10 protein-coding genes are annotated in these 16,647 nt (G+C 47.5%); 4 read left to right on the forward strand and 6 right to left on the reverse strand.

Going from position 1 to position 16,647, the window contains the following annotated elements:
- Positions 1-16: 16 nt before the first annotated feature.
- Both QZW47_RS22175 and QZW47_RS22180 read right to left on the reverse strand, forming a co-directional pair.
- Complete coding sequence (locus QZW47_RS22175) at positions 17-5,494, reverse strand: AAA family ATPase (protein ID WP_293131479.1); 5,478 nt, start codon at positions 5,492-5,494, stop codon at positions 17-19.
- Between the two features lie 793 nt (positions 5,495-6,287).
- On the reverse strand, positions 6,288-7,619 hold the full coding sequence (locus QZW47_RS22180; RefSeq protein ID WP_293131482.1) for an ATP-binding protein: 1,332 nt from the start codon (positions 7,617-7,619) through the stop codon (positions 6,288-6,290).
- Between the two features lie 332 nt (positions 7,620-7,951).
- Between QZW47_RS22180 and QZW47_RS22185 the strand changes: the two genes are divergently transcribed.
- The gene (locus tag QZW47_RS22185; RefSeq protein ID WP_293131485.1) at positions 7,952-8,851 is read left to right on the forward strand and encodes an FtsQ-type POTRA domain-containing protein; all 900 of its coding nucleotides are present in this window, start codon (positions 7,952-7,954) and stop codon (positions 8,849-8,851) included.
- Between the two features lie 384 nt (positions 8,852-9,235).
- Positions 9,236-10,507, forward strand: a complete 1,272-nt coding sequence (ftsZ, locus tag QZW47_RS22190) for a cell division protein FtsZ (protein ID WP_293131488.1) — start codon at positions 9,236-9,238, stop codon at positions 10,505-10,507.
- Positions 10,508-10,657: 150 nt separating this feature from the next.
- On the opposite strand, the gene QZW47_RS22195 is transcribed toward ftsZ, so the two are convergent.
- Positions 10,658-11,437 carry an MBL fold metallo-hydrolase gene (locus QZW47_RS22195; RefSeq protein ID WP_293131491.1) on the reverse strand — a complete coding sequence of 260 codons (780 nt, stop codon included), beginning with the start codon at positions 11,435-11,437 and terminating at the stop codon, positions 10,658-10,660.
- 161 nt (positions 11,438-11,598) lie between these two features.
- Here QZW47_RS22195 and QZW47_RS22200 point away from each other — a divergent pair, with 161 nt between their 5' ends.
- Both QZW47_RS22200 and thiD read left to right on the forward strand, forming a co-directional pair.
- Positions 11,599-12,519, forward strand: coding sequence for a hypothetical protein (locus QZW47_RS22200; RefSeq protein WP_293131494.1), 921 nt, complete (start codon positions 11,599-11,601; stop codon positions 12,517-12,519).
- Positions 12,520-12,569: 50 nt separating this feature from the next.
- On the forward strand, positions 12,570-13,388 hold the full coding sequence (gene thiD / locus QZW47_RS22205) for a bifunctional hydroxymethylpyrimidine kinase/phosphomethylpyrimidine kinase (protein ID WP_293131497.1): 819 nt from the start codon (positions 12,570-12,572) through the stop codon (positions 13,386-13,388).
- Between the two features lie 17 nt (positions 13,389-13,405).
- On the opposite strand, the gene QZW47_RS22210 is transcribed toward thiD, so the two are convergent.
- The 3 genes from QZW47_RS22210 to dndD form a co-directional block, all read right to left on the reverse strand.
- Positions 13,406-13,681, reverse strand: coding sequence for a hypothetical protein (locus tag QZW47_RS22210; protein WP_293131500.1), 276 nt, complete (start codon positions 13,679-13,681; stop codon positions 13,406-13,408).
- 169 nt (positions 13,682-13,850) lie between these two features.
- On the reverse strand, positions 13,851-14,252 hold the full coding sequence (gene dndE / locus QZW47_RS22215) for a DNA sulfur modification protein DndE (protein WP_293131503.1): 402 nt from the start codon (positions 14,250-14,252) through the stop codon (positions 13,851-13,853).
- Between the two features lie 291 nt (positions 14,253-14,543).
- Positions 14,544-16,538: a DNA sulfur modification protein DndD gene (gene dndD, locus QZW47_RS22220; RefSeq protein ID WP_293131506.1), complete on the reverse strand. Its 1,995-nt coding sequence runs from the start codon at positions 16,536-16,538 to the stop codon at positions 14,544-14,546.
- Positions 16,539-16,647: the final 109 nt, after the last annotated feature.

Below are 16,647 nucleotides of genomic sequence, written 5' to 3' on the forward strand. Positions count from 1 at the left end.
CTTCATGTCCCATCACCTAAAGCTGAGATTTGGTCGCCACCCCATCACAGAGACGCCGATCGCGATCGCTCACATTAGGATTAGTTCTGAGATAATCCCCCACCCAATCGCAGCCCCTCACCAGCAAATCGTCCAGATCCAAATTCCACAAAATCACGCGATTGTCGCGCCCAGCAGAAGCCAGAACCTTGCCATCCGGGCTAAAACTCACGCTCATCACGCTATCCCTGTGACCGGTCAAAGTTTTCAGCAACGTTCCGCTGCGGCTCCACAGCTTCACCTTGTGATCGTAACTGCCCGAAGCCACCAACAAACCATCCGGGCTAAAACTCACGCTAGTAACGCTGTCACTAGAACCCTTGAGCAGCGTCGCTACCAAAGTCCCGTCAACCTTCCACAGCTTCACCGAATTGTCGTAACCCGCCGAAGCCAGCATTTTACCATCAGGGCTAAAAGCCACCCCCAACACAAAACTATTGTGAGCCCCTTCAAAAGTCCTCAGCAAACCACCGTCCCGATTCCAGAGTCTGACAGTACCGTCATCGCTCGCAGAAGCCAGCATTTCTCCGTTGGGGCTGAATGTCACCCCAGTCACCCAACCTTTGTGTCCCGTCAAAGTCTTAATCAACCTGCCGTTTCTCGTCCACAGTTTCACCGTCTTGTCTTTGCTCGCCGAAGCGATTATCTCGCTGTCGGGACTAAAACTAACGCTCATCACGCTGTCGGCGTGGCCTTCGAGAGTCAACAACACAGAGGGCGAACACGGGAACAGCGGAGCCGAAGGACAAGGCAGAATATTCTTAATCCGATCTTCTTTGAGGTTCCAGACTTTCACCGTTTTGTCATAACTCGCAGAAGCCAGTAGCTGGCCGTCGGGACTGAAACTGACGCTGGAGACTCTCTGAGTATGTCCTTCCAAGGTTTCGAGCAAAAGTCCCGTGCGGCTCCAGATTTTGATGGTTTTGTCTGTTGAAGCAGAAGCCAGTAGCTGGCCATCGGGGCTGAAAGTAACGCTTTGCACCCGGTTTTGGTGTCCGTCTAGAGTTTTGAGCGGTACATCATCGAGGCGCCACAGCCGGACAGTTTTATCAAAACTTGCTGAAGCCAAGGTTTTACCATCGGGGCTAAAACTTACCTGAGTAACTCGATCGGCGTGTCCCTCAAAAGTTCTCAACAAGCGGCTTTCCGGTTTAATATTGCTAGCATCGGTCGGGCGTTTGTCACCAACATTAGTCAGACTCCAAAGTTTGACAGTTCCATCTGCACCTCCAGAAGCCAGTGTTTGTCCGTCGGGAGAGAAACTGACACCAAATACCCACTTGCTGTGACCCCGCAATGTTGCTAGCAGTTCGCCGTTAGCCCTTGTTGATTTTTTGGTTCCAGGGTGTTTGAGTGCAGCGATGTTCCAGATTTTTACCGTCGTGTCTTCTCCAGCAGTGGCGATGGTTTCACCGTCGGGCGAGAAACTGACGGCGTAAACTTTCAAGGGTTTTTTGTTTTCGCTGTGCCACAGAGTCGCGATTAACTTGCCGTCAGAACTCCACAGTTTTACACTACCGTCATCGCTGGCTACAGCGACGCTTTTGCCGTCGCGGCTGAAGCTGAGCCAATTTACCGGAGCTTGTTGTTCGATCGTTCTGAGCAACGTACCGTCACTTTTCCACAGTTTGACTGTTTTGTCTCTAGATGCACTGGCGATCGTTTGACCGTCGGGGCTAAAAGTGACGCTAGTAACGCTGTTAGTGTGACCTGTCAAAGTTGCCAGTATTGTGCCGTCAGTTTTCCAAAGTTTGACAGTTTTATCTAAACTTGCCGAGGCGATAGTTTTGTTATCTGGACTGAACGCCACACAAGCCACGCTGTTAGTGTGACCTTTAAAAGTTGCCAGCATCGTGCCGTCCCGCTTCCACAGTTTGACAGTTTTATCCACGCTGGCAGAAGCTATTGTTTGACCGTCAGGACTGAAACTCAGACCCCAAACTACATCGCCGTGTCCCTCCAACCGGTTGAGTTCTTTGACCCCATAAACTGCCTGCTGGAGGGCGGCAGAAATCAAAATTTCTGTGTCCTTGAGCGTGTGCATTTCCTGGGAGTGTTCGATCTGTCTCCACTTTTTACCCGCTCTCAAACTTTCCATCATGGCGTCAAATTTGTTGTTTGAGAAATAAAGAGCTTCAGAAGCTGCGGTTAAGGTACTGATTTCGGCTCGCTGAGTTTGAGCGACAGCTAGTTGTTTTTGACCGACTGCCCGCCACCAAAAGTTGACGGCGGCGATGGTGGAACTGGTTAGCAGCATGACTCCGATCGCTGCTACTCCCAGCATTTGTTTGAGAAAAGTATTCGCTCGGTAGAGCTGTGCTTGACTCATCTTTTTGTCTGCTTCTGCTTTGTGCAGTCTGGCTTCTAAGCCAAATCTTTGGCGGATCGGCCGCACTAAATAGTCGTGTACTAATTGATAGCGGTCTTCCGGCGCTTCCCGCAGCAAAAATAACAATCCGTGCCCGACTAAAATGTCTAAAATTAATTCGAGATTGTCGGTTTTATTGGGTGCGATTTCAGGTTGTTTTGCGAACTCTAGCTGTAGCGGAATTCTGCCCCTGTTTCCGGTCGCCAACAATTCAGTTTCTGCCGCCTCTGCGGGCTGCTGGCCTGTCACTAACGAGAGTTCGTGTTTGGTTTTGATCAGGCGCACTCCTCTTTCATCTGTCAGGGAAAACAAGATTTTCCAGGCTGCGTCTTCGTTAACCAAGCCGCAGTCCGAGATGACTCCTTCGAGCGATCGCTTGACTAATTCTGCTTTGGGATTGTCGCCCAATTGCTGGTATTGTGATAAACTTGTAATTCCTTCTTCTTGCAGTTGCGCTCCCACCACCTGTAGTTCGATCGGTCGCACTTCTTGCAGTTCGTCTGCTAAATCTGCCACGAAGGCATCGATCAGTGCCGGATCTAAATAATATTCCGCCCGTTCTGTCAAGTGTCCGATCACAGCCCGCGCATCTTTGAGCGAAAAACTCCGCAGTTGGTAGCGGATGCTTTTGTCGAGAATATTATTGTTAATGGCGTCGAGGTCGGGGAAGCGATCGCAGTCGAGCAAGTAGTGCAAATAATCTTCGCGCAAGCACAAAATTACCTTGACATAAGGCAGGTTCAAAAACAAGCGCAAAAAGTTATAAAAAAGCTGTCTTTGTGCCACTGAGGTCGATACAAAGAAAAATTCTTCAAATTGATCGAAAATCAGCACTGTCAACAAATTATTTTCGGCATTGTCGCGCAATTGATCTATAATAAAAGAAGAAGTTTCCGAGCTGCGAGCGGGGATAACAGAGCAACTTTTTTTGTGTATTTCCTGTACTCCTTTGGCGATTAATTTCCTTTCTTCTTCGGCTTGTTTGTCGTGCAGTGCGCCGTTCAAAGCATTTTCTAATTCCACCAGCCAGTCGCTGTAAACTTTGATTACTACGGGCAAGGTATCGCGCGCCCCCGGAGTAATATTTTTCAGAGCAGGTACTAAGCCGGCGTTGACTAGAGAACTTTTCCCGACTCCGCTGGGCCCGTGAATAATAGTTAATTTATGGTCGTCCCGGCTAATTCTTTCGAGCAACTTATTGATGTCTTTTTGGCGCGAATAAGCTGTCATCGACGCTGCGATCGCCGCTTGATTTTGAGCTGACGGGCTCGAAGGATTGACCGCTTGTCGCTGCTGCTGCAATTGGCTAGCTCCGATAAAAGCTCTAAATCCGTATTGATACTCGATCGAGCGCTGGGTTTTTTTAATCCGAAAAGCTTTGAGATACTCTCCCTGCTCAAAATAAACCGCTTGCAGTTCAGTCAAAATATCAATGTAAAGGCGGGGATCGTACTTCGGCTCGCTTTGAACTTGAGCCAATTCTAAAGAATGCACCGCCGCTTCCCACTGGCCTAACTGTCGCAAGCTTCGGGCTAACAGTAACAGATACGAACTGCGATCGGATTTGGGATGTTGAATTTTAGATTTGGGATCGTTACTCGACTCGTTAGTACCTACAAATTCTGGATAATTTCCCTCAAACCCCAATCTCAAATCTTCAATCAGCAATCTCAAATCGTTAGGGGTTTGATCCAAAATTGCCAAAGCCAACTCGGCTAGCTGGCGGGCTTGACTCCATCTCGACTCTTGCAGCGCAACTTCTGCCAAAAAGCCGTAATCTTGAGCTAGTTGGCTGGGAGTACCGTAAGTGAAGTGCAACTGCAAAGAGTTTTCCGCTAATGCTTGCAACTCTCCCCAAGCTTTCAGGCGTTGCAGCACTTGTCCCAGGTGTGCTGTCACCTCAGCTACCAATTCCGGGCGCTCTGCAAGAGAGAAAGCATTTCTAGATTGTTCCAGGCTAATCCAAGCTTGTTCCCAGTGGTGGCGGTTGGCTACGGGATTGCGCGCTGCTTGCAGGCGGTGACACAAAGCTATGTGAAACAGCACGATCCCTTCTCTCTCTAAAAATAAAATATTGGGGACAGGATTCGACAAACAAGAGGAGAAAGTTGGTCGGTTTTCGGAATATTCCCAGTTTGCCAGTTCCCAGTTGCCGGTTTGCTGCTGCCAAAATGCTAGGCTTTCTTGGTAGTGAATTAAGGCGGTTTCGGTTTGGTCGCTGACATAGTAATCTCGACCCAGAACGAATTGCAGGCTGGCTTTGAGGGCGGGTTCTAGTTCTTGACCGCGATTGTGCAGATCTTTTAAAGCTAATTCTAGTTCTCGACGCGACAAAGAGCCGATCGCCAAATCGAGGGTATTGCCAGGACTCAAAGGCGAATAAAAACTGACATCTGATGCTCGTTCGTTTTGGGGTTGAGCTCTCAGGGTGAGAAACGGTTCTCCGGCGAGGGTTTCCCGCTCCGTGGGGCGTTTGTCCCAGTCGGTTTCTCCGGCGGCGGCAAAGACGGGGCTAGTGCCAGCGGTGCTGCCCCCCAGTTCTTGGTTGATTTCGCCTACTTTAAATATGGTATCCGCGCGTTGCGTGAGGAAATTAATTAATTCGTCAACGGCCATTTCAAATTTTATGGTGGCGGCGGCCCAACTTTTGAAATCCGGAGCCAGACGAATCATTTTATTCACGATGTCATCTGTTACCCACAAAATGACTGGACAGGAAAAATTTTTGCGAAATTCGTCTCGCACTTGATTTGTAGAGGCCATCAGTTCGTCGATCGCTACTACTGTTTCTAAGCCGAATACCATCACAGCCGAGGCAGAACCGACAGGCGAAGACCCGCTGGGGAAAGTATTTGCCCGCAGGGTAGTGTAGAGAGTTTTGACTGAAGCTGGCAGGACGATATCTTGAATTGGAACTGGGGACATTTCTCGCAGGCGCTGTGCTATGTGCTGGCGCAACTGCTCGTAGTTGCACCGCACCAAAATTAGCGAGAATTGCTGTTGAGACATCGTGATCGAGCGTACCAGAGTTTTGAGCGATCGCTCGTTGTACCTGGCAGTTTCTTGTAGTTTAAGCAGATCGGTCATGCGTGCACCCCTTTTGCAGAAATCAATTACCTAACGATCGCAGAGCCTGAATGAAACCGTATCTACTGAGAGATACCCGTATCTGTCTGGCGCTTTATATCTGTAGGAATACGTAGTTTTTTGTCCTTCTCCTATGAATACCTACATAGTCACTAGGTTTAATCTAAACACATCATAGCTCTCAATCTCAGAGAATGCGAGACTTGGCAGTAAAACTTAAAGGCAGCCTTATAGATTTTTTACTCGGCTACAGATAAATTGCTACAGACCATCAATATCCGACCCTCAAATTTAGGATAATACCAGAAAATAGCTGTTAGCAAATAACTCAGATGTATGTGTAGCACTTATTAAGCAAAAAAGCAATCAACTTGTCGATATAGATAGGTTACTTGAGACTAATAGCAACAGATAAAAATAGAAATAGGGGGTCTGGCATTGCAGATATGAGAGTTGAGATTGGGGCAAGTCCTAGCTGGTGTCAAATGTGGATGCCACCACAAAATACGTGGCGTGCAGCCACAAGTCAACAAAAATCAGCCAGCGACAATAACCGCTAACTGATGCCTGTAATAGATTGTACGAGTTCCGAGTTGCGAGCAGTCAATTAAAAGTTATAGGCTTTGCATTTTCTATTTTCCATTAAGATGCAAGAATTAGGAATGACTGAAGAAGCTCGTGGTTTTGAACTCGCCAACCGTTGCATTATTTTGAATAAATGGTGTTAAACAGTTGCTGCGGTCACAGGAACAAAGGGTTCTGAGAGTCGCTCTCACCAGCTCAAAAATCCTCACTATTTTTGGTGAGCGCGCTGCTGCCACTCCTGATATTTTTTGGTTTCTGCTAGGGCTGGATTGATACCAAACCAGCGACCTTCTTGATCTCGGTATTCAAAAACAAACATACTCCGCAACAAGATTTGAGATTCTTCTTCGCCGGTTACACTTTGTCGCTTGACGACTTGAAACAGCAGTTCCCATTCCGTGTCATTGATGGCTCCCAAAAGGTCATCGCGATATTCTTGAATAACGCTTTCGAGGCATTCGCGAGAGAAGGGGGGATCTTCGTGCTGCAAACAGCTATACAAGAGCATCAGTAGATTGCGAACATGGCCACCACTAATCCGGCAGAGCCTGTCTAAAGTTTCGGGAGAGTCAAATACTTTAGTAATCAAATTGATGCGTTGAGCCGGAGGAACTGTGGGGAAAGCTCTAGCCAATACGAGTTGCCGCAACAGTGCCATTCCTTCGATGTGATCCTCGCCCGATCGCATTTGCACTGGTACCATCGGCATCACCTTGGGTTTGACTCCAAATCGACTGGCGAGACGGCCAAAGTCGTTGGAAAAAATCAAAGTCAGAGGAATCGTATAGACGACGTGGCAATTGAGTTTTTTCAACTGTTCGCCGCGGTCTAAAAACAAGTATTCTGGCTGGGTGCGTCCGCTGGGTTTGACCGAAGGGTCGAGGCGATCGAGGTTGTCCACGATGACTGCGAGTCCTTTTTTGCCTTGGTGCTTGAGTTCGGCGTTAGCTCGATCGAGGAGTTCTTCGTTGATCGACTGCAATATGCTATTGGTGCGGGGTTCGAGATATTGCCTGAGTTGCGATCGCAGTTTGGGAGAATCTTTAGTTTTAGCAGTAACTCGAGCAATGCCTATAGATAACTCGGCTTCCGCTGACAAATCTATGGGAGTCTGCAAAAATTCTGCCACTTCTGCAAACAGATTGGTAAAGTAGCTCGGTCTGAGTTTGATTCTGGCGGATTCCATCGTTTCGCTGACTTGGCGAGCAATGCTCAGCAAAATATCGCTGATGTCTACATCGCCCATGTCTAAGTCTTGGGAAGACTCGAAGTAGACGACGCAAAAACCATCTTGCTCTAGCTCAGCTTTGAGTCGAAACAATTCAGTAGATTTGCCACAGCCGATATGTCCTGTAAATAGCTGACAGGTTGGCTGGTCGGGGGAGATCCGGGTGATGGTTCGCTGTAAAGATTCAATGATTTTGCCGCCCCGTACGGAACCAAAATCGATGTAGTATTGATAATCTCCTGGGTCTCCTGCGACCAGGGTCTTGCTCGGGTTGCAGGCTTTATAAAATCTGTCTAATTCGAGTGCGATCACAATTGAAGCCGAATAAAAGTTAAAAAGTTAATCGAAAGTCTAAACTTTCTTTTGTTGAGTTTAGTTTGATTTGTCACCCTTTGCCCTGTGGGGTAATGCCCTAAATACCCAAACAACCTCTATCTGCTAATCAACCGGACTGCACTGAATTTTTAAATTAAAAATTCTGAATTTTTAATTACCTAGCTATCTCAGTAATTATACTGATATAGACCGAATACTGGGTAATTTCGCGGGGATCTGGTTAAATGGTATGGGGGTAGGGGGCTGCGTTGGAGAGATGAAAGAGTTTTGAATTTTTGCGAATCCTTACTAAATTGTCAAGAGTGTAGATGGCTAGTTTTGGAGCAGTTTCTCAAACAGAGTTAGGGCGCAGACGCGAAGAGTTGCGGCGGATTCGTCGCGCTCGCTCGGCGGCCGTGGTGTGGCAAACGGTGGCAGCGGGGGCGATGGCTGCTGGTTTGCTGTGGTGGATTGGACAGCCAGCTTGGTTGATTGCCCGATCGGAACAAGTAAAGGTAGAGGGCAATCAGTGGCTCTCGGACAAGGCCGTGCGCTCTTTGGTACCGCTGTCTTACCCGCAGTCGTTGTGGGGGATTCAACCTCAGACCCTGGCGCAAAAGCTGGAGTCAACGGGGCCGATCGCCAAAGCGAAGGTGACTCGCAACTTGTTTCCGCCTTCTTTGACTGTAGAAGTGGTAGAACGGCTGCCGGTGGCGGTGGCGCAGCCGACGGCGGTGTTGAAATCTAGCGACAAGGAAAAAGTGGGGTGGCTGGATGCTCGCGGAGGTTGGATGCCGTCGGATAGTTATGCTGCTGTGCGATCGCAGAATAGTTCGATCGTTCCAGGCAGCGCTCAGGGAACGCAGCCTCAGCATTCTTTGCCAACTTTAAAAGTTATTGGGTCTTTGGAACAGTATCGCGCCTCTTGGGCGAAGTTTTACCAAGGACTCAGTGGCTTGACGGTAAAAGTGTTCGAGATAGATTGGCAAAACCCAAATAATTTGATCTTGAAAACAGAGATCGGTACGGTACACTTAGGGCCGTACAGTTCTAAGACGGCTTCGCAACTTCAGGTTTTAGACCGAATGCGACAATTGCCAAAACAGCTAGATTCAAGCAAAATAGCCTACATTGACTTGAAAAATCCTGCTGCCCCGATCGTCCACTTGCCAGAACCCCCCCCTAGTTTGGAGAGTTCAACTCCCGCACCAACTCCGGGCACCAATTGAGCCAGTGTCTCCGTCAAGGGCAGAAGCTATCGATCGTCGGGGCGCAAAATTTTTACCTCTGGGCATCAATACGCAGGGCTGGAAATAAGGACACTTTTTTGATACCGATCCGCGTCGGCAAAAAAAATTATGATTTTTCTTTCCATCCCAATGCGTCCGGGGCTAGCAGCCATTTTTTACCTTTTGCCTTGCCCAGAAGTACCTTCTGCACAAGCACCTAGATTGAGTATCGACGAGGTAGGGGCGAGCAACACCGGCCAAATCGGAGATTGCTAACATTGAGCCTCGACCGATGTTAGTTTTTCGCGCAACGATCGCCTATAGTTGATCGTGAATTGGCGTTTAGTTAAGTTAAAAAGCTGTAATCTACCATCCCCGACTCTAATGAAGCTTAATAATAGTCAGGGGTCTGACCAAGACAGTCCCCCTTCGGAAGAAGTAAAAAATTTTCCGGTGGCAATCGATTCCGCCAATCCGTTTAGACGCAAGTCTGGTTATGTAAATGTAGATAGTATTGATATAGATCCTATGGTCAATCCCAAAGACATAATGCCCAGCAGTGCCGCCAAAATTAAAGTAATTGGCGTCGGCGGGGGTGGCGGCAACGCAGTTAACCGGATGATTGCGAGCGAGGTTTCTGGCGTCGAGTTTTGGTGCGTGAATACCGATTCCCAAGCTCTGGTGCTGTCAAATGCTCCGAAACGCTTGCAAGTAGGCCAAAAATTGACGCGGGGTTTGGGCGCGGGCGGCAATCCGGCGATCGGACAAAAGGCAGCAGAAGAATCTCGCGACGAAGTTGCTAATGCTTTGAATCACGCCGATTTAGTGTTTATCACGGCCGGCATGGGCGGGGGTACGGGCACGGGCGCGGCTCCGATTGTGGCGGAAGTGGCTAAGGAAATGGGCGCTTTGACTGTGGGCATAGTAACGCGGCCTTTCACGTTTGAGGGACGGCGGCGCACCAGCCAAGCTGAAGAAGGAATCGCCGCTTTGCAAAGCCGGGTGGATACGCTGATCGTGATTCCCAACGACAAGCTGCTGTCGGTTATTTCGGAACAAATGCCCGTACAAGAAGCTTTCCGAGTTGCTGACGATATCCTGCGCCAAGGGGTTCAGGGTATTTCTGACATTATTACAATTCCCGGTTTGGTGAATGTTGACTTTGCTGACGTGCGGGCTGTAATGGCGGATGCGGGTTCAGCTTTGATGGGTATCGGCGTGGGATCTGGCAAGTCGCGGGCTAGGGAAGCTGCAATGCAGGCTATTTCTTCGCCACTGCTGGAAGCTTCGTCTATTGAGGGCGCTAGAGGTGTCGTGTTTAACATCACTGGCGGTACTGACATGACGCTGCATGAGGTGAATGCGGCGGCTGAGACGATTTACGAAGTTGTAGATCCCAATGCCAATATTATTTTTGGAGCAGTGATTGACGAGCGGCTTCAGGGCGAAATTAAGATTACTGTGATCGCTACTGGTTTTTCCGGGGAAATGATCTCATCGTCTCAGGCTTCGCGCACGCAAAATGTTAATGCTCCTTGGCGGGCTGCAACTGTGCCGGTGACTCCAGCTCAACAGCCACAGGATGCAAAAGCAAAACCGCAGGATTTCGGATTGGATATTCCTGAGTTTTTGCGGAATCGCCGCCCAAGCAAATAATTTGAGATTTTGGATTTGAGATTTTGGATTGGGGATTTTGGATTGCTCTCAAATCTCCCATCTAAAATCAATTGAGATGTGGAATGGTGGATGCCAGATGCGATTTAAATAATCTGCAATCTGCAATCTCCAATCAAAAAAATCTAAAATCTAAAATCTAAAATCTAAAATCTCTAGGGTTTGTCCGGGTTCGGGTTCGAGGAGTTGGGTGGAGAGTCCCGATTTTGCTAATAAATCGCGAAATTCGGGGATACTGCCGATCGACTTTACCAACATTGGTAATATACCTGTGGCTCGGATATCTCCTGTGGTTGTAGGCAGAAAAAACCGAGGTTTTAGGGCTTGGGCCAGCTTCAGGGCTTCTTTGGGGCCGATGATGATTTGTCCGAGAAAGGGGAAGATTTGACCGATGACGGGGGTGATGGCTACGTCTACGGTGTCTATTTTCTGTTTGACTTTTTCTAGCGGCGGTAGGTGCGGTTCGTAATAAAGTGTCTCGCCACTGCTTAAATCTTTGAGTAGATAGCCGTTTTCTTCTTGTCCCGGCTGGATTTCGGCTCCGGGTACGGCGGTGATTTGTAATATTTCTTTAAATTTCGACTCTTGCCAATTTGCTAAAGATGTGATATTGGTGTAGCCTAAACTACTGAGGACTTTGGTGGCGGTGGGTGAGGCGATCGCGGGAATTGTGCGATCGAGCTTTTCGAGAGTTGGTCTGTGACAGTGGTCGTCTAAGCCTTGGGAAATGAGGATAAGATCGATCGGCGGTAAGGTGCTGGGAGTAAAGGCGACGGGCGTATTGTGGTAGGCGGTGAACAGCCAGGGTTGACCGTAAAATACGAGAGGATCGACTAGCCAGGGATCGACTAAGATAGTTTGGCCTGCGATGTGGAAGATCCAGGAGTTGAGGTCGATGCGGGTGAGTTTCATAGTTGTTTGCAATAATTCTTTACCTTAATTTTAATTATAGCTAATTTGGTTGGGGAATTTTGAACTAGAGATGCAGCCACAGGCGAGACGCCTGTGCCACGTGATAGGAATGTTATAGTCAGAATAATTGAATTATTATTAACGATACAAGCTGGCTCAAAATGGAAATTAACCAGAATCCGCTAGAATTCCTAACTATTAAACTGCAAGAAACTGTTGTCGATACTCAAAACTTAGCGAACGAAATGGCTGCTAAAGTTCAAGAAAGTGCAACTGTAGTAACAGCCTGGGTACAATCAGCACCAAGTTCAATTGTTAGCGCTGGGGCGATCGCCACTGAAGAAGCTTTTAAAGTCGCGCACAACATCCGTTTTGAGAATCTGCCCAAAAATCTGCAATTCAAATTTGCCAGGGCTGGCGTGCGCGACGGGATGCGAAACGTGCAAGAAGCAGCAAAAGTATTTGAATCCATCCCCGCCCAAATTCGCGCCCAAGGCCCGGAAGCAATTCGCAATTTTTGTCAAGATAAAGATTGGAGTCACATTAAAGCCCACTCCAATGGAGGCGGAAGCGAAGCTGCTAACGGGATTTTTGAATATTTTTGGGTGAATCGCGCCCGTGGTGGTACAGATATGACTGCGGAAGAATTAGCAGTCGCCAAGAAAGTTTTAGCGGATGCGGCTTTTAAAGCAGCAGTTGCCGAAATTGTTGGGGCCGCAGTTAAAGGGGCGATCGCAGCAGCAGTAATTGAGTTAGTATTTTCGATCTTAGAAAACTCGCTGTTGTGCGTCGAAGGCAAAATTAGCCAGTCAGAGTTAGTCGAAAAAGTCGCCACGGCCACTGCTAAAGCTGGTATTGCTGGCGGTATAATCACAGGAATTTTGTTAACACTCTGTATGATATTTCCCCCCATTGCTGGGGTTTTAGGTGCGGCTGCGATGCCTTTGGCGGTTGCAGGTATTGGTTTTATGGGAGTTCGGGCTTGGGAAATTTTTTGTCATGGCGATCGCCTATTTGGGATCACCGAACAAGCACAAAAATTTCTGGGAATGACTGAACCAATTGTTGAAATCAAACCATAAAAATTAAATCAAATTTGGGATTTCGATGGTTGTTACTTTTTTAGATCATTATGCCAGAAACCAAGAAATTAATAATACCAGTTGCAATGACGATCGCGGGTTCTGATAGCGGTGGCGGAGCCGGGATTCAGGCAGATTTGCGAACATTTGCGTTTCACTGCGTCCACGGTACAAGTGCTTTAACCTGCGTGACAGCTCAAAATACTTTGGGTGTGACGCGGGTGGATGCAATGGCTGCGGAGGCTGTGGCTGCTCAAATTGAGGCGGTGGTTGGGGATATTGGGGTGCAGGCTGCGAAGACTGGGATGCTGCTAAACCGGGAAATTATGGTGGTAGTGGCGGCGCAGGTACGGAGTTTGAATATAGGGAATTTGGTTGTCGATCCGGTGATGGTATCGCGATCGGGCGATCGACTGATTGATGACGGGGCGATCGCATTTTTGCGGGATAATTTGATTCCATTGGCGGCTGTCGTGACTCCGAATCGGTTTGAGGCTGAGATTTTGAGCGGTTTAGAGATTGTTTGTTTAGATGATATGAAGGCGGCGGCGCAACAGATTTATCGATCGGGCGCGAAAGCTGTTTTAGTCAAAGGTGGCGGGATGGCGGGAGATTTGCGGGGAATTGATGTGTGGTTTGATGGTACGCGGTTGGATGTCTTGAAAACCGAGACTGTTGATACTGCGAACACTCACGGGACTGGTTGCACATTGAGCGCTGCGATCGCCGCTAATTTAGCTTTAGGTAAAGATTTGTTTACATCGGTAACATTAGCAAAGAATTATGTTACTACTGCTCTGAAATATGCTTTAGATATTGGCGAAGGCCAAGGGCCAGTTGGGCATTTTTTCCCGCTTTTGCTTAAGTGAGGTTCGTAGTGAGGACTTTAGTCCTTTCTTTGATGCGGACTAAAGTCCTCACTACGAACCGTTTGCATTACTGGTACAGTTGTGGAATTGTCTGCTTTTAGGCTGGGGAATGCAGAGATGCCGATCGGGTAAATGTTTGATTTAGTAACGGTTTGAGAGTTTTGGGGCTTGAGGGCGATCGAGTCGGTGGAGGAAGTGACAGTTAGCTGTAACTGCGATCGCAAGCAATTCCCTATTGTTAAATCATCGAATTTAACAACTGCCCTATGGAACTCCTCAACTACTACTTTCAAACATCTACTTCCTTCCAACCGCTATTTTATCAGGTCAAATTTGTGATTTGCCATAAAATTCTCCGCCGGGACAGCCAACAATTAACACTAATCGCACTCCCAAATAAATTGTAAACTCTTCCGTTCCCTTCTCTTCCTTTGTGGAACAGCCGTCTCGCCTGTGGTTCGTTTAATTTCTCAATTTCTCAGGCGAAAGAGCGATCGCCACCAAATCCTCAATCTTCTTAATATTCGGATCGCCAGCTAAATAGCCAATACCTCGATGCAAGTGTAGGCGAAACTGTTTGGCGAGAGTTTCCTTTTCCGTACCCAAATTATCTTGATAACACCGCTGCTTGAGCGCAATTATCAGAATATCGGCCATATCGCCACCAAAAACATCCCAGCTTAATTCCACATTGCTGTCGCTGGGAATCGGAACTGGGGATGGTATGCTGGGTTCAGCGAGCGATCGGCAAAATCCCCACCTGCACAGAACGTTCCACCGATCGATTTTAGTCGATCGTTTGAGTTTAGATAGTTGCTCTTTGGCTGTTTGAGAGAGGCAAATGCGATCGACTGGTGGTTCCATAGGTTGAGAGTTGTTGGATATTTTGTCAACGGTGTTAATATCTAGGAAGCTCAGCCTCTAAATTTACGTTTTTTTAACTGAGTTGGAAAACCAAAATTTACAAATTTTTACAGGGCGCGGGCTTGATAAATAGAACGTTTTTTGGTATTGTGATTTTAGTAGGATATATCCTAATATAATGGGATGGTTGCAAAAATAAAATTTTCGCAACCATCCCATTATGATATAAATCATACCGCAGCTCCCGGTGAAAGTCAAGGGGGTTACGAAAAATTTTTGCGCGATTTTTTATTACCAGAAATAACCAGGTTCGACGGTAGTTTGCCGTTTTGTCGAGTCATAGTTGAGAAGGTAGCAGTGGGCGATCGCCTCTAATTCTTGCAACTTATCATATTCTACTTGGCTAATCTCCGTGTCCGTAGAAAGCAGGATGACTTGATGGCTGGCTGAGGGGAAATACTTTTCAACTAAGTTGTTTCTGTGGGAGGAGTCGAGGCGGCCCAGGGGAGTGTCGATCGCAACTGGTAACTGTCTCCCGGATACTCTGGCTAATCCCCACAAAAAGGCGATCGCCAGCAGTTGTTTTTCCCCAGCAGAAAGTCGGTGTTTGGGTACTGGTTTACCTTCTGGATCGTAAATCGAGAGGCTAAATGTGTCAGTGTCGATCGCCACTCTATGCACCAGGTCGGTTTTGTGCAACAGGTAGCGAAAACAGTCGGTAATCTCTATTTCGAGTTTGTTGAGTTTTTTGAGAGTGAGTTTTTCTTTGAAGAGTTTGAGGGTATCTTGCGCTTTGGCGATCGAAGCGATGACGTGTTGGCTGTTTCGGATGGTAATATATTCGCTACTGTAGCTTTCTAGTTCTTTCTGGGTTTTGGCTAATTCTTTGTCTAATTCGTCGATACGGCGATCGGCTGATTCCAAAGCTGCGGCTGCGATTGCGACTGCTTTTTGAGCATTCCTGACTTCTGATTCTAGTTTCTCGTAGGCTTCAGGGGAAGCTGCGGCGGCTAGTTGTCTGTCTGTGAAATCGATTTCTGTTTCGATGTCTGTGACTTCTGCTATTTGTTGGGCGGCGAGAGTTTGCTGGGCTTTGATGTGATACCCGAGGAGGTTTTCTAGTTGCTGGATGTTCTCGTTGTTAGCGTCGATCCACGGCGGGGTGTCGGTTCCGGCTTGCTGTTGCAGATTGTCATTTTCTTGGCGGATGAAGTCTTGAATTTTATCTAGCTGTTGGGGATCTAAGGAGATTTCGGCGATATAGTTGAGAAGGCGATCGCTGCTTTGTTTGATAACATTTTGGGCAATCTTGGCTTGCTGCTGGCTGGCTTCGGTTTCGGCTTGGGTTTTCGCTGCACTTAGCAAGGGTGAAATTAGGGCTAGCGGTAGCGTATTTGATGCCAATTCCATCAGGGATTGACGAGTTTTTTCTGCCCGATCTCTGTAGTTGTTTAGTTGTATGTCTAGTTGACTGCGATCGGCCGCAATTTTCCCGCCTTGATAAATAAATTTGTCTGATGCTTGTCTCTGATTTGTTTCAGCTTTATCGAATTCATTTTTAAGGCTACCTCGTTTTTCTATCGCCAATTGTTTCTTATCAGTAATTTCCTGAAAAGTTTGTTCAATTTTTTCTAAAGCTGCCAAATCTTTTTTTCCCGCAATTTCTTTGCGCTTGCGACTGGCTAATATTTCTAGATCGACAGCGAGGCGTTCTGCTAATTCTAAGCCTAACAGAGATTTAATCGCCCCAACGACAAACTCGGGAGGCGTTTCGAGTTCGGCGAGTTCTTTTACTTGTTCACCGTCAAACAAAAATAGGTTGGATATTCCGACTGGTAAAAGGGTTTCGATATATTCGTCCCAGGTGTTTGTGACCGCTTTGTCCGACCACCAATCCTTGACTATTTCACTGTATATAAGAACGCTGAGGCTATCTTTAATGTCGAGTTTTTTCCAGTATCTAACAATTTTGAATTGAGTTAATTTGTCGTCTTGGACTTGTTCAAAGGTTAGTTCGACGCGGGTATCTTCTAATGCAGGAGTGTGTCGGTTGATGGATTGATTGAGGAAGTCGCTGTAGCTTAAATTGCCTCTGGTGGAACATTGGGCGCGGCCGCCGTAGAGGGCGAGGCGAATCGCGTCCATGAGGGTGGTTTTTCCGCCGCCATTCATGCCGCCAAATAGGATTACTGGGCAGGGATTTCCGTCTTTTTCGGGGCGGAGGTTGATAGTTTGGGTTCCTGCGTAGGGGCCGAAGTTTTTGAGTACGAGTTCGAGGAATTGCATTGTAGATGTTGTCGAGATGTGATAAGAGTTGGTGAGTTGGTGAGTTTGATAGCGAACGCGAGAATTTTTTGATGAGTCTCATAATCCGCGATTCCGATAATCCGCCAGG

The organism is Microcoleus sp. bin38.metabat.b11b12b14.051 (assembly GCF_013299165.1).
Classification (GTDB): Bacteria; Cyanobacteriota; Cyanobacteriia; order Cyanobacteriales; family Microcoleaceae; genus Microcoleus.

Excerpts from the sequence above, each read along its gene's own strand:
- QZW47_RS22185 (WP_293131485.1), top strand. The coding sequence starts at position 7,952 with ATGGCTAGTTTTGGAGCAGTTTCTCAAACAGAGTTAGGGCGCAGACGC.
- thiD (WP_293131497.1), top strand. The coding sequence starts at position 12,570 with ATGCCAGAAACCAAGAAATTAATAATACCAGTTGCAATGACGATCGCG.
- QZW47_RS22200 (WP_293131494.1), top strand. The coding sequence starts at position 11,599 with ATGGAAATTAACCAGAATCCGCTAGAATTCCTAACTATTAAACTGCAA.
- dndD (WP_293131506.1), bottom strand. The coding sequence starts at position 16,538 with ATGCAATTCCTCGAACTCGTACTCAAAAACTTCGGCCCCTACGCAGGA.
- ftsZ (WP_293131488.1), top strand. The coding sequence starts at position 9,236 with ATGAAGCTTAATAATAGTCAGGGGTCTGACCAAGACAGTCCCCCTTCG.
- QZW47_RS22175 (WP_293131479.1), bottom strand. The coding sequence starts at position 5,494 with ATGACCGATCTGCTTAAACTACAAGAAACTGCCAGGTACAACGAGCGA.
- dndE (WP_293131503.1), bottom strand. The coding sequence starts at position 14,252 with ATGGAACCACCAGTCGATCGCATTTGCCTCTCTCAAACAGCCAAAGAG.
- QZW47_RS22195 (WP_293131491.1), bottom strand. The coding sequence starts at position 11,437 with ATGAAACTCACCCGCATCGACCTCAACTCCTGGATCTTCCACATCGCA.